General features: G+C 73.3%; 16 protein-coding genes and 1 pseudogene. 3 read left to right on the forward strand and 14 right to left on the reverse strand.

Annotated features, from left to right (window positions below; all coding sequences use genetic code 11):
- Together JHD21_RS14175 and JHD21_RS14180 are read right to left on the reverse strand one after the other, a co-directional pair.
- Positions 1-300, reverse strand: a pseudogene (locus JHD21_RS14175) (MFS transporter); the annotation flags it as partial.
- Complete coding sequence (locus tag JHD21_RS14180; protein ID WP_292676501.1) at positions 297-491, reverse strand: DUF3046 domain-containing protein; 195 nt, start codon at positions 489-491, stop codon at positions 297-299. The gene JHD21_RS14180 and the pseudogene JHD21_RS14175, both read right to left, overlap by 4 nt.
- Before the next feature lie 104 nt (positions 492-595).
- On the opposite strand from JHD21_RS14180, the gene JHD21_RS14185 reads away from it, so the two are divergent.
- Positions 596-1,273 carry a hypothetical protein gene (locus JHD21_RS14185; RefSeq protein ID WP_292676503.1) on the forward strand — a complete coding sequence of 226 codons (678 nt, stop codon included), beginning with the start codon at positions 596-598 and terminating at the stop codon, positions 1,271-1,273.
- Positions 1,274-1,353: 80 nt separating this feature from the next.
- On the opposite strand, the gene JHD21_RS14190 is transcribed toward JHD21_RS14185, so the two are convergent.
- Positions 1,354-2,481: a class I SAM-dependent methyltransferase gene (locus JHD21_RS14190; RefSeq protein ID WP_292676505.1), complete on the reverse strand. Its 1,128-nt coding sequence runs from the start codon at positions 2,479-2,481 to the stop codon at positions 1,354-1,356.
- A 77-nt stretch (positions 2,482-2,558) separates the two neighbouring features.
- The gene (locus JHD21_RS14195; protein ID WP_292676507.1) at positions 2,559-3,053 is read right to left on the reverse strand and encodes a GNAT family N-acetyltransferase; all 495 of its coding nucleotides are present in this window, start codon (positions 3,051-3,053) and stop codon (positions 2,559-2,561) included.
- A gap of 49 nt (positions 3,054-3,102) precedes the next feature.
- Between JHD21_RS14195 and JHD21_RS14200 the strand changes: the two genes are divergently transcribed.
- Entirely contained in the window at positions 3,103-3,627 is a 525-nt protein-coding gene (locus JHD21_RS14200; RefSeq protein ID WP_292676509.1) for a TetR family transcriptional regulator, read from the forward strand.
- A gap of 3 nt (positions 3,628-3,630) precedes the next feature.
- Here the strand turns inward: JHD21_RS14200 and JHD21_RS14205 are convergent, their stop codons facing one another.
- Positions 3,631-4,452: a thioesterase family protein gene (locus tag JHD21_RS14205; protein ID WP_292676511.1), complete on the reverse strand. Its 822-nt coding sequence runs from the start codon at positions 4,450-4,452 to the stop codon at positions 3,631-3,633.
- 71 nt (positions 4,453-4,523) lie between these two features.
- Between JHD21_RS14205 and JHD21_RS14210 the strand changes: the two genes are divergently transcribed.
- Entirely contained in the window at positions 4,524-4,967 is a 444-nt protein-coding gene (locus tag JHD21_RS14210) for a VOC family protein (protein WP_292676513.1), read from the forward strand.
- Here the strand turns inward: JHD21_RS14210 and JHD21_RS14215 are convergent, their stop codons facing one another.
- The 9 genes from JHD21_RS14215 to JHD21_RS21910 all read right to left on the reverse strand — a co-directional run bounded on the left by JHD21_RS14215 (position 4,968) and on the right by JHD21_RS21910 (position 13,705).
- Positions 4,968-5,171 (reverse strand): hypothetical protein, encoded by a 204-nt coding sequence (locus tag JHD21_RS14215; RefSeq protein WP_292676514.1) that lies wholly within the window; start codon positions 5,169-5,171, stop codon positions 4,968-4,970. It abuts the gene before it with no gap.
- A gap of 9 nt (positions 5,172-5,180) precedes the next feature.
- Complete coding sequence (locus tag JHD21_RS14220; protein ID WP_292676515.1) at positions 5,181-6,455, reverse strand: guanine deaminase; 1,275 nt, start codon at positions 6,453-6,455, stop codon at positions 5,181-5,183.
- Between the two features lie 10 nt (positions 6,456-6,465).
- Positions 6,466-7,287, reverse strand: coding sequence for a xanthine dehydrogenase accessory protein XdhC (gene xdhC, locus JHD21_RS14225; RefSeq protein WP_292676516.1), 822 nt, complete (start codon positions 7,285-7,287; stop codon positions 6,466-6,468).
- Positions 7,284-9,569 carry a xanthine dehydrogenase molybdopterin binding subunit gene (gene xdhB / locus JHD21_RS14230; protein ID WP_292676518.1) on the reverse strand — a complete coding sequence of 762 codons (2,286 nt, stop codon included), beginning with the start codon at positions 9,567-9,569 and terminating at the stop codon, positions 7,284-7,286. Before xdhB ends, xdhC begins: the two co-directional genes overlap by 4 nt.
- On the reverse strand, positions 9,566-11,014 hold the full coding sequence (locus JHD21_RS14235) for an FAD binding domain-containing protein (protein ID WP_292676520.1): 1,449 nt from the start codon (positions 11,012-11,014) through the stop codon (positions 9,566-9,568). Before JHD21_RS14235 ends, xdhB begins: the two co-directional genes overlap by 4 nt.
- Before the next feature lie 81 nt (positions 11,015-11,095).
- Entirely contained in the window at positions 11,096-11,926 is an 831-nt protein-coding gene (locus tag JHD21_RS14240) for a bifunctional allantoicase/(S)-ureidoglycine aminohydrolase (RefSeq protein WP_292676522.1), read from the reverse strand.
- Positions 11,923-13,254, reverse strand: a complete 1,332-nt coding sequence (gene allB, locus JHD21_RS14245; RefSeq protein ID WP_292676524.1) for an allantoinase AllB — start codon at positions 13,252-13,254, stop codon at positions 11,923-11,925. The genes JHD21_RS14240 and allB overlap by 4 nt, the downstream gene beginning before the upstream one ends.
- A 2-nt stretch (positions 13,255-13,256) precedes the next feature.
- The gene (gene uraH, locus JHD21_RS14250; RefSeq protein WP_292676526.1) at positions 13,257-13,562 is read right to left on the reverse strand and encodes a hydroxyisourate hydrolase; all 306 of its coding nucleotides are present in this window, start codon (positions 13,560-13,562) and stop codon (positions 13,257-13,259) included.
- Positions 13,559-13,705 (reverse strand): 2-oxo-4-hydroxy-4-carboxy-5-ureidoimidazoline decarboxylase, encoded by a 147-nt coding sequence (locus JHD21_RS21910; RefSeq protein WP_365696161.1) that lies wholly within the window; start codon positions 13,703-13,705, stop codon positions 13,559-13,561. Before JHD21_RS21910 ends, uraH begins: the two co-directional genes overlap by 4 nt.
- Positions 13,706-13,712: the final 7 nt, after the last annotated feature.

A 13,712-nucleotide genomic window follows, 5' to 3' on the forward strand; every position in this document is an offset into this window, starting at 1 on the left:
GGCGACCACCGCGAGGAGGCTCCCGGCGGCGGCGATCAGGTAGCCGGCGGCCAGGCCCACCCGGCGCCCCCGGGCGGACATCAGCCGAGCCAGGAGGTAGGAGGCGACGGCTGCCCCGAGGACCTGGAACGTCTGGGCGAGCCCGGCCTGCTCCTCCGACCCCGACACGTCGCGGGCCAGGAGCGATGCGGTCGCGATGCCGATGGTGATGCCGATGGCGCCCACGGCCTGGGCCACGACCAGGGTGGCGACCGTCCGGCGTTGGGCCGCCTCGAGATCGGCCTCGGTCGGGGAGCTCACCGGTCCCGGGCCGGCAGGTCGAGCGCCCTCCACACCGCGGCCCACACCTGCTTGGGCGGAACGCCGGCGTCCAGGGCCTCGGCTGCGGTGCGTCCCCCGAGGTCGGCCATCACGAACTGGCCCGCCCACACCCGGTAGTAGGACGTGCCGAGCGCGTCCTCCATCCGGGACCAGAACTCCGTGTGTCGCACGGCGGCCACTCTAGGGAGTGGCGCGGACACCAATCCGATCGGCCACCGGCGGCGAACACCTGATGTCAAAAGCACCTCTTCCACTCCATCGGAGTCCGCTTCACATGAAGACCATTTCCCGACCGCGCCGCGCCGTGGCCGCCGTTCTCGGCACCGCCCTGCTCGCCGTCCCCCTCGCTGCCTGCAGCGACACCGCCGATGCCGACGAGAGCACCAGCTCCAGCTCCAGCGACTCGCCGCCCAAGGCCGTCGCCTCCCTCGAGGCCATCCCTGGCGGCACCACCCAGATCACCCTGGACACGGGCTTCACCGACGCCCTCACGTCGCTCGGGCTCACCCCGGGCCTCGTCGGGGACGCCGAGCTCACCGAGGCCGGGGAGCTGCGCTTCCCGATCACCGGTGGCAACGTCACGGTGTTCACGCCGGGCGAGGTCTCGCCGTACGTCGTCGGTCAGATCCACCACGACACCTCCGGTCTCTCCCTGACCGCGGGCGACGTCGTCGTCGAGCTCAACAACCTCAACGTGGACCCGACCGTCTCCCGCGTCTACGGGGACGTCGAGGTCGGTGACGAGGTCGTGGCGAAGAACGCCTACCTGTTCACGCTCAACGGCACCACGCTGAAGCCGCTGGCCATGGAAGGCACCGACGCCGTCCTCGAGGGCACCAAGGTCTTCATCTCCCCGGACGCGGCTCCCCTGCTCAACGAGACGTTCGGCACCGACGCCGTGACTCCCGAGCTGCTGGTCGGGATCGCGAAGATCACCGTCGCCACCCAGTAACAGCTGCATCCGGCGCCGTGCGGCGCCGACCCAGCCACAGTGGCCCGGAGCTCCGTGCTCCGGGCCACTGTGCTGTCCCGTCACGGGCGGCGAGTCGCGCGCACCATGAGCCACGTCTCGCCCCTGAGGCCCGCACGACGGCGCACGTCGTCGACGTCCCAGCCCGACCCGGTGAGCGCCCTGACCAGACCGTCCTCGCGCCACAGCACGAACCGACGAGGAGCGGTCACGCTCCCGTGGGTCGACCACACGTCGCCATCGCCCTCCTTGACGGAGAGCGCCAGCACTCCCCCGGGCCGGGTGGCCTCGGCCAGCCGGAGCAGCACGGTCGGCAGGTCCGCCCGGTCGACGTGCAGCAGGGACGCGTTGGCCCAGACACCGTCGTACGGCCCGCCCAGATCCTCCACCAGCGGGTCGAGGAGGTCGGCCTCGTGTCCCTGGCTGCGCAGCAGGTCGACGAACGCGGGGGTGATGTCGGTACGGCGGACGCGCACGCCCCGCTCCTCCAGCGCCCGGGCGTCCCGGCCGCCTCCCGACCCGATCTCGAGCACGTGGCCACCGGGTCCCACCGCGGCGGCCAGGGCCTCGAGCGAGTCGAGGACCTCACCGTGCAGCTCGGTCGTCGCGCCGGCGTACTCGGCGGACCGGGCGTCGTAGGCCTCCACCACGGCACGAGTCACCTCGGCGCGCACGTCCCACGCGTGGTGGACGATGTCGTGCAGGTGGTAGCGGCCGAGGGTGTCGACCGTGAACTCGCTGCCGTCGCTGCGCACTCCGCTCCGGCTCCACGTCGCGTCGTCGTCGACCGGCACCGCGTCGTACGCCGCCGCCACGTCCTCCGCGGCCTCGGCGAGCTCGGCCGCGACCGTCGCCGGGTCCTGGTCGGCGTACCTCTGCTCGACCGCGGTCTCGTCCTGGTCCCAGTTGGCGAAGCGGGGCGCATCCTCCTCGAGCATCGAGCGCAGCCGCACGCCGAAGATCCGGTGCACGTCGCGGACGTGGCACGCGTACTCCACGGAGGACCACGTCGCGGGGTCGGGCCGGACGGGCGCCGCCGGGCGGCCGAGCACCACCGACCAGGTCCGGGCGTTGTCCCGGATCCGCGAGCCGAACGAGCCACGCTCGACCGCCGTCGCGTCGTATCCGCACTCCGGGCACGGCTCGCGCAGGACCCAGGTCCAGTCCTTGGTGTCGGGAACGATCGTCATGACGGGATCCTCCCAACGACGACGGGTCCGCGCCGCCGAGATCGTGCCAATCACCGCGCGTGCGCAGCCATGTGAGGTCAGTCGGCCAGGTCGAGCCGCCAGTGCTGGCCGACCAGGTCGTGCCCGAACGAGTGGTGCGGCTCGGAGCCGACCAGCTCGAACCCGGCCGCCTCGTAGATCCGGCGGGCCGAGGCGAGGACGTCGTTGGTCCAGAGCGTGACTGCCGTGCAGCCGGCGGCGCGGGCGTGCCGTACGCATGCGTCGACGAGGGCCGACCCTACGCCGTGACCGCGGGCGTCTGGAGTCACCAGCAGGATCCTGAGGACGGCGGTGGCAGGCTCGTCGGCGGACGGCACGCAGAGCACGCAGCCGACCCGGCGACCGTCCAGCTCGGCGACCCAGGCCGCCCTCCGCGGCGAGTCGGGAGCCTCGGCGTGGTCGGTGACGATCCTGGCGACGAGTGCCTCGAAGGAGGAGTCCCAGCCGAGCGTCTCCGCGTAGACCTCGCCGTGCTGCCAGACCATCCACCCCAGGTCACCGGGACGGTCCGCAGGTCTGATCTGGACCTCCACCGGCCCTGCCCTCCCTTACTGAAACGACTGTTTCAGTATGCTAGCGCGCATGACGGCGCGACGCGACGAGCTCCTCGAGGCGGCGTACCAGTTCGTGCTCGACCACGGGCTGGCCGACCTGTCCCTCCGTCCACTGGCCCAGGAGATCGGCAGCAGTCCCCGGGTGCTGCTGTACCTCTTCGGGTCCAAGGACGGTCTGGTCCGCGAGCTCCTGACCCGGGCCCGGCGGGACGAGCTGGACGCCTTGGCGCGGATCGACGGCGGCGGGCTCGACGACGTGACGGCTGCCCTGTGGGCCTGGCTGTCGGCCCCCCAGCACCGGCGGCTCCTCGTGCTCTGGGTCGAGGCCTACGCCCGGTCGCTGGTCGACCCGGAGGGGCCGTGGGCGGGGTTCGCCCGCGGAACCGTGGACGACTGGCTCGAGGTCCTGGCGCGCGCCCAGCCGAGCGGCGAGCGCCGAACCCGCGCCGGCCTGGCCCGGCGCACGAGGACGCTGGCGCTCCTGCGCGGGTCGTTGCTCGACCTGCTGGCGACCGGCGAGGAGCAGCGCGTCGGCGCTGGACTGGTCACCTAGCGGTCACCTCGGCGCGAGCCGGATCCCCGCCAGCTGGGTGCCCTGCGCGACGACCGCGCCGTTGCGGTCCCAGACGGTCGTCGTCTCGTCGACCCTGCCCTGGGCGATCACCTGGGCCCGGTGCCGGACGACGACGGGGCCGTCGGCCGGCCTGGCCCGGACGTAGGCGGACAGCTGGATCGTCGGGACCCAGCCGGTGACCTCCACGTCGAACGGCGCCGGAGGGAAGGCGTCGACGGCGACGAGCAGCGACAGCGGGTCGAACGCCGGCTCGTCCAGCAGCGCGATCCGGCCGAGCAGCTCGCCGCGGCCGGTCGGGGCGCCGACCGTCCACCCCATGCTGCCCGGGTCGAGCCGCAGGTCGAGCTGGTCCATGAGCGGGACCTCGAACGCGTCGGTGACGGCCACGAGCCGCGTGCAGTCCTCCATCGCGGCGACGGCGGGCGGCTCGATCTCACCACGCCAGACCGGGGCGGTCCGGTCGAGATCTCCGGTGGTCACCAGCGCCTCGACGCAGGTCCGGCCCTCCTGCCGCAGGCTCGCCCGGACCGTGCTGACCGAGCGGCCCTCGTGGAGCACCTCGAGCTCCACGTCCGCCGGCCCCGTGGCGGGCGGCCGGAGGAAGTGCGCGCTGACCGCGACGACGTCGGGGTGTCGGCCCGTGGCCGCCACAGCTCGCCCGAGCACGGCGAGGAGGTAACCCCCGTTGGGCCGCCCGCCGACGCCCCAGCCGGGGTGCAGGTCGGCGCTGAAGGAGGCGCGGTCACCGTCACGGTGCCGCTCGTGGACGGCCGAGGCCTGGGTGAACGTCTCTCTCACGGGCACCTGCCCGACCGTAGACGGTGGTGCCGACGAGCCGCACAGGGCTGTCGGCGGTCCGTGCCAGGGTGCCTGGCATGACAGTGAGATACCAGCTGACCATCGACTGCGCCGACACCCAGACGATGGCCGACTTCTGGGCGGCCGCGCTCCACTACGTGGTCGCGCCGCCACCCGACGGCTTCGCCACGTGGGACGACTGGTACCGGTCGGTCGGAGTGCCCGAGGAGGAGCTCGGCCTCGGCGACGACCGGATCCTCGACCCCGACGGCGAGGGGCCGGCGATCTGGTTCCAGGTCGTCCCGGAGGCCAAGACGATCAAGAACCGCTGGCACCTCGACGTCGGCGCCAGCGGTGGCCGGAGCACGCCGCTCGAGGTCCGGCGCGAGCGGGTCGAGGCGGAGGCCGACCGGCTGGCCGCGCTCGGTGCGACCCGGGTGCGGGTGGTCTCCGAGGAGGGCACGGACCACTACGCGGTGGCGATGCTCGACCCCGAGGGCAACGAGTTCGACATCAACTAGTCAGACCGGCCCCGACGACGCGCGTCCCTCGTCCGGGGTCTGCGAGGACTCCTGCTGCGTGCCCTCCGGGTCGTCGGTCCGCTCGTCGCTCTCCTCGAGGATCGCCTCGGCCTGCGCCTGCGGGTCGTCGCTGCCGGCGACCTGTTCCTCCGGGAGCAGCTCGGCGCGGGTCTCGACGCGGTCGTCGTCCGGTGTCTGCGACATGCGAGGAGGCTACGCCGGGTGCACCGGCTCCCCACCCACCCAGGTCGCCGCGACGTCGGCCGGGCCGGCCAGGGCGAAGCTCTTGGCGACCGCCTCGTCCGTGGAGTCGGCGTGCCGCAGCGCCACGTCGAGGGTGCAGCCGGGCGCGGGCCGGAGCCACAGGGCGTCGAACTCCTTGCCGACCGAGAAGTCGCCGACCGTGTCGGCGAGGCCGAGCACCTCCGCGCCCGCGGCGGAGGCGAGCCAGAGCAGGTGCGCCGCGGACAGCCGATGACCCTCCCGGCCGAGCAGCTGCTGCACGAAGTAGGCCTGCAGCCCCTCCTTGAACAAGGAGAAGCCGGTGCCGGCGCCGACGTCGGAACCGAGGGCGACCCGCACCCCGAGGGCGAGGTGCGACCCGAGCGGGAACATCCCGCTGCCGAGAGCCGCGTTGGACGTCGGGCAGTGGGCGACGGCGGCGCCGTGCCGGGCCAGCTGCATGAGCTCCTGGAGGGTGGGGTGCACGTTGTGGGCGAGCACGCTGCGCGGGCCGAGCAGCCCGGCGCGCTCGTAGGACGTGGCGTAGTCGCAGCCGAACAGCTGCCGGACGCCCTCGATCTCCTCGACGTTCTCGTTGAGGTGCGAGGTGAACCACAGGTCCGGCACCTGGCTGAGGAGTGCGCCCGCGGACTCGAGCATCGGCTCGGTGCACGACAGCGAGAAGCGCGGGGTCACGGCGTAGCGCGTGCGGCCCTGCCCGTGCCAGCGCTTCGCGAGCTCGAGCCCTTCGTCGAAGGCTCGGTCGGGGGTGGTGAACAGGTCCTCGCGCAGGATCCGGTCCGAGAGGACCAGGCCCGAGGTGACCCGCAGCCCGACCCGGGTGGCCTCGGTGAACAGCGCGTCGACGGCGCCGGCGAAGTGCGACCCGAAGACCAGCGCCGTGGTGGTGCCCGCCCGGGCGAGGCCGGAGACGAAGTCGGCGGCCACCGAGGCGGCGTAAGTCGCGTCGGCGAGCCGGGCCTCCTCGGGCAGCGCGCACTTCTCCAGCCAGTCCAGCAGCGGCATGCCGAGGCCGCCGATGGCGCGCACCTGGGGGTAGTGGACGTGGGTGTCGACGAAGCCGGGCAGGACCAGGCCCTCGCGCAGGTCCACGACGTCGTCGCCGTGGAGCTCCGCGGACCAGGGCTCGCGGGCCACGATCACGCCGTCCTCGACGACCAGCGCGAGGTCGGCGCCCTCGCGCAGCCGCCCTCCGGTGAAGGGGCTGTGCGGGGTGTCGACGAACGTGCCGCGGAAAACTGTCACTTCTGGCCAGTCACCGTTGCCGGGCGCTCTCGCGCTCGAACGCGACCAGCAGCTCGGCCGCCACCGACACGGCGATCGCAGCCGGCTCCTTGCTCGTCGTGATCCCCGGCAGCCCGATGGGCGTGCGGATCCGGTCCACGGTCTCCGGGGTGTGCCCCGAGGACAGCAGCTGGGACCGGAAGCGTGCCCACTTGGCCGACGAACCGATGAGCCCGATCGGACCGAGATGATCGGCGCGGATCGCGGCGTCGCAGATGGCCAGGTCCTCGGCGTGGTCGTGGGTCAGCACCAGCACGTGCGTGCCGGGCGGCAGCTCGGCCAGCACGAGCTCGGGCAGCACCGGGACCTGGTGGACGTGCACCGCGGCGACCGCGTCGGCGAGCGGTGACAGGACCTCGTCCGACAGGTGCTCGGGCCGGGAGTCGACCAGGTGCAGCTCCAGGTCGTGGCGGGCCAGGACCCGGGCCAGCTCCAGCCCGACGTGACCGACGCCGAAGACCGCGACCGCCGGGACGACGGCGAGCGGCTCGAGCAGCACGGTCACCTCTCCCCCGCAGCACTGCACGCCGTGCTGGAACGGCGCCTTGTCGGACAGGTGGGTCGTGAACGACTCCGGGGCGGCCGCGCCCGACGCGACCAGCTCGCGGGCCCGGCGCACGGCCTCCTCCTCGAGGTTGCCGCCACCGACCGACCCCCAGGTCGCCGAGGCGGACACCACCATCTTGGCGCCGGCCTCGCGGGGCGCGTGCCCGCGCACGTCGGTGACGGTCACCAGGACCCCCGGCTCGCGGGAGGCCCGCAGCCGGGCGACCACCTCGAACCAGGTCGTCATGCGGTCACCTCCGCCGGGGCTCGTGACCGCACCCGCTCCAGCGCCCAGTAGACGGCCTCCGGGGTGGCCGGCGAGGCGAGCTCGACGCTCGTCCCGGGTGCCCCGAACGCCGCGCACGCGTCGCGGAGCGCCTCGCGGACGCTGAACGCCAGCATCAGCGGAGGCTCACCCACGGCCTTGGAGCCGTAGACCGCACCGTCCTCGTGCGCGTGCTCCAGCAGGGCGACGTTGAAGACGGTGGGCATCTCGGAGAAGGACGGCAGCTTGTAGGTCGACGCGGCCTGCGTGGTGAGCCGGCCGCGACCCGGCCCGTCCGACTCGTCCCAGCGCAGGTCTTCCAGCGTCAGCCAGCCGGCGCCCTGCACGAACCCGCCCTCGATCTGGCCGAGGTCGACCAGCGGCGAGAGGCTGTCCCCGACGTCGTGGACGATGTCGACCCGACGCGTGGTGTAGCCGCCGGTGAACCCGTCGACCTCCACCTCGGCCACCGCGGCGCCGTAGGAGAAGTACTTGAAGGGCGTGCCCGTCATGGTGGTGACGTCCCAGCTCAGGCCCTCGGTCTTGTAGAAGCCGGCCGCCCACAGCTGCACCCGCTGGTGGTACGCCGCCGCGACGAGCTCGTCCCAGGAGGCGTCGGGCAGCCCGGCGCGCACCGGGACTAGCCGCTCCTGGATCTGCTCGCACGCGTTCTTGATCGCGGCGCCGTTGAGGTCGGTCGCGGCGCTGGCCGCGGTCGCCGAGGTGTTGGGCACCTTGTCGGTGCGGGTCGGCGCCAGCCGCACCTTCGGCAGCGGCAGACCGAGCGCGGTCGCGGCGACCTGGAGCATCTTGGTGTGCAGGCCCTGCCCCATCTCGGTGCCGCCGTGGTTGATCAGCACCGACCCGTCCTTGTAGACGTGCACGAGCGCGCCGGCCTGGTTGAACGTGGTGAAGTTGAACGAGATGCCGAACTTCACCGGCGTGATCGCCAGGCCGCGCTTGCGGTGCTCGTGGGCGTCGTTCCAGGCCGCGACCTCGGCGCGCCGGGCGTCGAGGCCGGCGATGGCGGAGACCTGGTCCCATGCCGCCGCCAGCCGTTCGGGGTGCCGGACCGCCTGGCCGTAGGGGGCCGACTGCCCGTCGACGTAGAAGTTGCGCCGGCGTACGTCGGCGGGGTCCAGGCCGAGCAGGGGCGCGCAGCGGCCGATGATGTCCTCGATCACCAGCATCCCCTGGGGTCCGCCGAACCCCCGGAACGCCGTCTGGGAGGTCTTGTTGGTCTGCGCGATCCGACCGTGCACGAGGACGTCGGGGATCCAGTAGGCGTTGTCGACGTGGCACAGGGCCCGGGAGAGCACCGGCTCGGACAGGTCGAGGCTCCAGCCGCCGTCGGAGGTGAGCGTGGCCTCGAGCGCGGTCAGGAGGCCGCCCTCGTCGAAGCCGACCTTCCAGGTGGCGTGGAAACCGTGCCGCTTGCCGGTCATCGTCATGTCCTGGGTGCGGCTGAGCCGCAGCCGCACCGGGCGGCCGGTCAGCGTCGAGCCCAGCGCGGCGACCGCGGCGAGACCGTGCGGCTGCATCTCCTTGCCGCCGAAGCCGCCGCCCATCCGCAGGCACTGCACGGTCACCGCGTTGCTGGGGACGCCCAGGACGTGGGCGACTATCTCCTGCGTCTCGGTCGGGTGCTGGGTGCTGGACTGGACGAAGACCTGGCCGTTCTCGTCCACGAGGGCCAGCGAGCAGTGCGTCTCGAGGTAGAAGTGCTCCTGCCCGGCCATCGCGGTGACGCCCTCGAACACGTGCGCCGACCGGGCCAGGCTCGCGGCCGCGTCGCCGCGGGCCACCGTCGGCCGCGCTCCCTGGAAGCTCTCCGCCGCGATCGCCTCCTCGACGGTGAGGATCGCCGGGAGCGGGTCGTAGTCGACCTCGACCGCGGCCGCGCCCCGCCGGGCTGCCTCGAGGGTCTCGCCGAGCACCCAGCACACGGCGTGGCCGTGGTACATGACCTCGGAGGGGAACAGCGGCTCGTCGTGCTTGATCCCCGCGTCGTTGGTGCCGGGGACGTCGGCGGCGGTCAGCACCTTCACCACGCCGGGGACGGCGTACGCCGGCGTCGGGTCGAGCCGCGTCACCCGCGCGTGCGCGTGCCGGGCCTGGACGGGGTGCGCGTGCAGGCAGTCCTGGGTGCGCTGCACCAGGTCGTCGGTGTAGAGCGCCCGGCCGGTCACGTGCAGCGCCGCGCTCTCGTGCGGCATGGCCTCGCCGACGACCGGGTTGTCGGGACGCTGGCTGAGGGTGCTCACGCCGGCACCCCCGCCGACTCGTGGAAGAGCTTGCGCAGCGACTGCCCCAGCATGGCCGCCCGGTAGTCGGCACTGGCCCGCTGGTCGGAGATCGGCGTGCCCTCGCCCGCCAGCATCACGGCGGCCGTCTCCACGGTCTCCGCGGTCCACGGCTGACCCTCCAGAGCCTCCTCGGTGGCGCGCGCCCGAATGGGCGTGGCCGCCACTCCCCCGAGCCCGATCCGTACCCGCTCGACGACGCCGTCCACGACGTCGACGGCGTAGGCGACGGCCACCGAGGAGATGTCGTCGAAGGGCCGCTTGGCGATCTTGTGGAACGCGGTGATCGTTCGGGCCGGGAGCGGCACCACGATCTCGGTGATCAGCTCCCCGGGCCGTCGGACCGACTCCCGGTAGCCGGTGAAGTAGTCGGCGAGCGCGACGGTGCGCTCGCCCTCGGCCGAGGCCAGGACGACCGACGCCTCCAGCGCGAGCAGCACGGGCGGGGCGTCGCCGATCGGCGAGCCGGTGCCGAGGTTGCCGCCGAGCGTGGCGCCGTTGCGGATCAGCGGCGACGCGAACTGCGGCATCAGCGCGGACAACAAGGGCAGCCGCCCCTCCAGCCGGCGTTCCACCTCGGTGAGCGTGAGCGCCGCACCGATCCGGACCTGGTCGCCCCCGACGGTGAACCCGCGCAGCTCGGGGAGCCGGTCGACGGCGACGACGGACGAGGCCCGGACCCCCTTGAGGTTGACCTCGACGCCCCAGTCGGTGCTGCCGGCGACGACGACGGCTTCGGGCTGCTCGGCCAGCACCCGGAGGGCCGCGGCCAGGTCAACGGGGCGGAGGAAGCCGGCCTCACCGTCGTGCAGCCGGGTCTCCGGCACGGCAGGCGGCGGCGTCGTACGCCGTGCCGCCAGCGCGTCACCGTCGGCCGGGAACCCGAGCGCGAACGCGGCGTCCTTGATCGGCCGGTAGCCGGTGCAGCGGCACAGGTTGCCGCTGATCGCGTGCAGGTCGAAGCCGTTCTCGCCCTGGTACGCGTCGTGCGTCCCCGCCGGGCCGGTGCCGTTGGTGGCCGCCCGGCCGGACCGGTAGAACTCCGCGGCCATGCTGCACACGAACCCCGGGGTGCAGTAGCCGCACTGCGAGCCGCCGCGCACCGCCATCTCGTGCTGGACGGGGTGCAGCGCGTCGGGTGTCCCGAGCCCCTCCGACGTCACGACCTCCTGGCCGTCGAACGCCGCGGCGGGCACCAGGCAGGAGTTGATCGCGGTCCACTCGGTCGCGTGGGACCCGTCCGGCGCAGGCCGGGCCACGAGCACCGAGCAGGCCCCGCACTCGCCTTCGGCGCAGCCCTCCTTGGCGCCGGTGAGGCCGCAGCCGCGCAGGAAGTCGAGCGCGTTGGTGTGCAACGGGACGCCGTCGAGGTCGCGCGGCGTTCCGTTGACCAGGATGCCCGCCATCAGACAACCTTACGAGGCGGACCGGGATTCGTCTGGGACCGCATGCGGCGCCGGCCAGCGTGGTCCGCAGACGAATCGGCGCTAGAGCCCAGCGTGGCGGTTCACGTCCTTGTAGAGGAGGTAGCGGAACGGGCCCGGGCCGCCGGCGTAGCAGGCCTGCGGGCAGAAGGCGCGCAGCCACATGAAGTCGCCCGCCTCGACCTCCACCCAGTCCTGGTTGAGCAGGTAGACGCCCTTGCCCTCCAGCACGTAGAGGCCGTGCTCCATGACGTGCGTCTCCGGGAACGGGATCGAGCCGCCGGGCTGGAAGGTCACGATGTTGACGTGCATGTCGTGGCGCAGGTCGGCGATGTCGACGAAGCGGGTCGTCGCCCAGGCGCCGTCGGTGCCCGGCATCTCGATCGGCGTGACGTCGCGTTCGTGGGTCACGAACGACGTCGGCTCCTCGATGCCGTCGGCGGACTGGTAGCGCTTGCGGATCCAGTGGAACGTCGCGGTCGCCCCACTGTCGTTGCGCAGCCGCCACGAGACGCCGGGCGGCAGGTAGGCGTAGCTCCCGGCCTCGAGGGCGTGCTGGGTGGTGTCGACGAGCAGCGAGAGGTGGCCGTCCACCACGAAGAGCACCGCCTCGGCACCGGGGTCGCTCTCGGGTGCGTCCGAGCCGCCGCCGGGCGAGACCTCGACGACGTACTGGCTGAAGGTCTCGGCGAAGCCGGACAGCGGCCGGGCGAGCACCCACATCCGCATGCCCTCCCAGCCGGGCAGGTACGACGTGGTGATGTCGGACAGCGTCCGGGCCGGGACCACGGCGTACGCCTCGGTGAACCGGGCCCGGTCCGTCGTCAGCGCGGACTGCGGCGGCAGCCCGCCCCTCGGCACGTAGTAGCTGGAATCGGGCACTGTGCCGCTCATCGCTCGCCTCTCCGGAGAAGTCGTCCCCGAGGAGCATCCTCGGTCACGCGTACGCCGCGCAGCCAGGTCTCGCGGACCACGCCGGCGAGCCGGCGGCCGGCGTAGGCCGAGACCGGGTTGCGGTGGTGCAGCCGGGCCACGTCGACGGTGAACTCCTCGCCGGGCGCGAACCGCACCAGGTCGGCGTCCGCGCCGACCTCGATCCGGCCCTTGTGGCCCAGGCCGACCCGGTCGGCGGGGGCGGACGCCATCCAGTGGACGACGTCGGGCAGCGAGTGTCCCCGCGCGCGAGCTCCCGTCCACACGGCGGGCAGCCCGAGCTGGACCGAGGCGATCCCGCCCCAGGCGGCCCCGAAGTCGCCGCCGCCACGCTGCTTGAGGTCGACGGTGCACGGCGAGTGGTCGGACACGACGAAGTCGATGTCTCCGGCGGCGAGCGCGGCCCAGAGCGCCTCGCGGTTGTCGGCCTCGCGGATGGGCGGGCAGCACTTCAGCTCGGTCGCCCCGTCGGGGACGCCCTCGGCGTCGAAGGTCAGGTAGTGCGGGCAGGTCTCGACGCTCACGTCGACCCCGGCCGCCCGGGCGGCGTGCAGGGCCGGCGCCGCGCCGGCGGAGCTCAGGTGCACCACGTGCGCCCGGCCGCCGGTCGCCCTCGCCTGGTCGATCACCAGGCCGATCGCCGCCTCCTCGGCCGCCTTGGGCCGGGAGGCGAGGAAGCCGGCGTACCTGGCACCGTCGAGCGCGTCCTCCTCCAGCAGGTGTCCGTCCTCGGCGTGCACGATCATCAACGCGCCGAGCCGGGCCGTCTCCGCCATCGCGAGGGCGAAGCCACCTGGCTCGAGGTGCCCGAACTCCGCGACCCCGGAGTCGAGCAGGAAGCACTTGAAGCCGAAGACCCCCGCGTCGTGCAGCGGCTCGAGGTCCGCGACGTTGCCGGGGACGGCGCCGCCCCAGAACCCGACGTCGACGCGCACCTGGCCCTCGGCGACCTCGCGCTTGGCCTCCAGGCCGGCCAGCGTGGTCGTCGGCGGGACCGAGTTGAGCGGCATGTCGAGGACGGTGGTCACGCCGCCCGCCGCGGCGGCCCGGGTCGCGGTGGCGAAGCCCTCCCACTCGGTGCGGCCGGGCTCGTTGACGTGCACATGCGTGTCGACCAGGCCGGGCAGCAGCACCTCGTCGTCGGCGAGGTCGACCGTGCGGTCGGCGGCCGGCGGGGCGTCGTACGCCGTGAGGGAGGTGATGCGGCCCCCCGTGACGCCCACGGACACGGCGACCTCGGCACCGCCGACGACCGCGCGCCGGGCGCGGACGACCAGGTCAGCGGCCAACGTCAGCTGCCCCGGTAGGTCGAGTAGCCGAACGGGCTCAGCAGGAGCGGGACGTGGTGGTGCCGCTCGTCGGCGATGGTGAACACCACCACGACCTCGGGGAAGAACCCGGGCGCGTAGGCCGCGGTGTCGAAGCGCAGGACGTAGTCGCCGTGGCCCAGCTCGCCCCCGATCGAGCCGATCCGGCCGTCGGCGTCGGTCGTGCCCTGGTCGAGGTGCTCCCCGGCGCGGGTCTCCAGCCGGACGGGGACGCCCGCTGCCGGGGTGCCGGTCGCGGTGTCGAGGACGTGGGTCGAGAGCGTGCTCATCCGAGTGCCGCCTCGAGACGGAGCAGCATGATCTGGCGCAGGTTGTCGACGGTCTCGTCGCGCTCGGTGTCGTCGTCGTTCTGGAGCCGCCGGTCGAGCTCGGCCAGGATCTCCTCGGCGTCCCGGCCCGCGGCCCGGATCAGGAAGACC

Origin of the sequence: Nocardioides sp. (assembly GCF_016462705.1) — a bacterium.
Classification (GTDB): domain Bacteria; phylum Actinomycetota; class Actinomycetes; order Propionibacteriales; family Nocardioidaceae; genus Nocardioides.

What these genes read in the sequence shown, in the direction of transcription:
- xdhC (WP_292676516.1), bottom strand. Translation starts at nt 7,287, where the DNA reads ATGACGACCTGGTTCGAGGTGGTCGCCCGGCTGCGGGCCTCCCGCGAG.
- JHD21_RS14185 (WP_292676503.1), top strand. Translation starts at nt 596, where the DNA reads ATGAAGACCATTTCCCGACCGCGCCGCGCCGTGGCCGCCGTTCTCGGC.
- JHD21_RS14210 (WP_292676513.1), top strand. Translation starts at nt 4,524, where the DNA reads ATGACAGTGAGATACCAGCTGACCATCGACTGCGCCGACACCCAGACG.
- uraH (WP_292676526.1), bottom strand. Translation starts at nt 13,562, where the DNA reads ATGAGCACGCTCTCGACCCACGTCCTCGACACCGCGACCGGCACCCCG.
- JHD21_RS14190 (WP_292676505.1), bottom strand. Translation starts at nt 2,481, where the DNA reads ATGACGATCGTTCCCGACACCAAGGACTGGACCTGGGTCCTGCGCGAG.
- JHD21_RS14240 (WP_292676522.1), bottom strand. Translation starts at nt 11,926, where the DNA reads ATGAGCGGCACAGTGCCCGATTCCAGCTACTACGTGCCGAGGGGCGGG.
- JHD21_RS14215 (WP_292676514.1), bottom strand. Translation starts at nt 5,171, where the DNA reads ATGTCGCAGACACCGGACGACGACCGCGTCGAGACCCGCGCCGAGCTG.
- JHD21_RS14235 (WP_292676520.1), bottom strand. Translation starts at nt 11,014, where the DNA reads ATGGCGGGCATCCTGGTCAACGGAACGCCGCGCGACCTCGACGGCGTC.
- JHD21_RS14200 (WP_292676509.1), top strand. Translation starts at nt 3,103, where the DNA reads ATGACGGCGCGACGCGACGAGCTCCTCGAGGCGGCGTACCAGTTCGTG.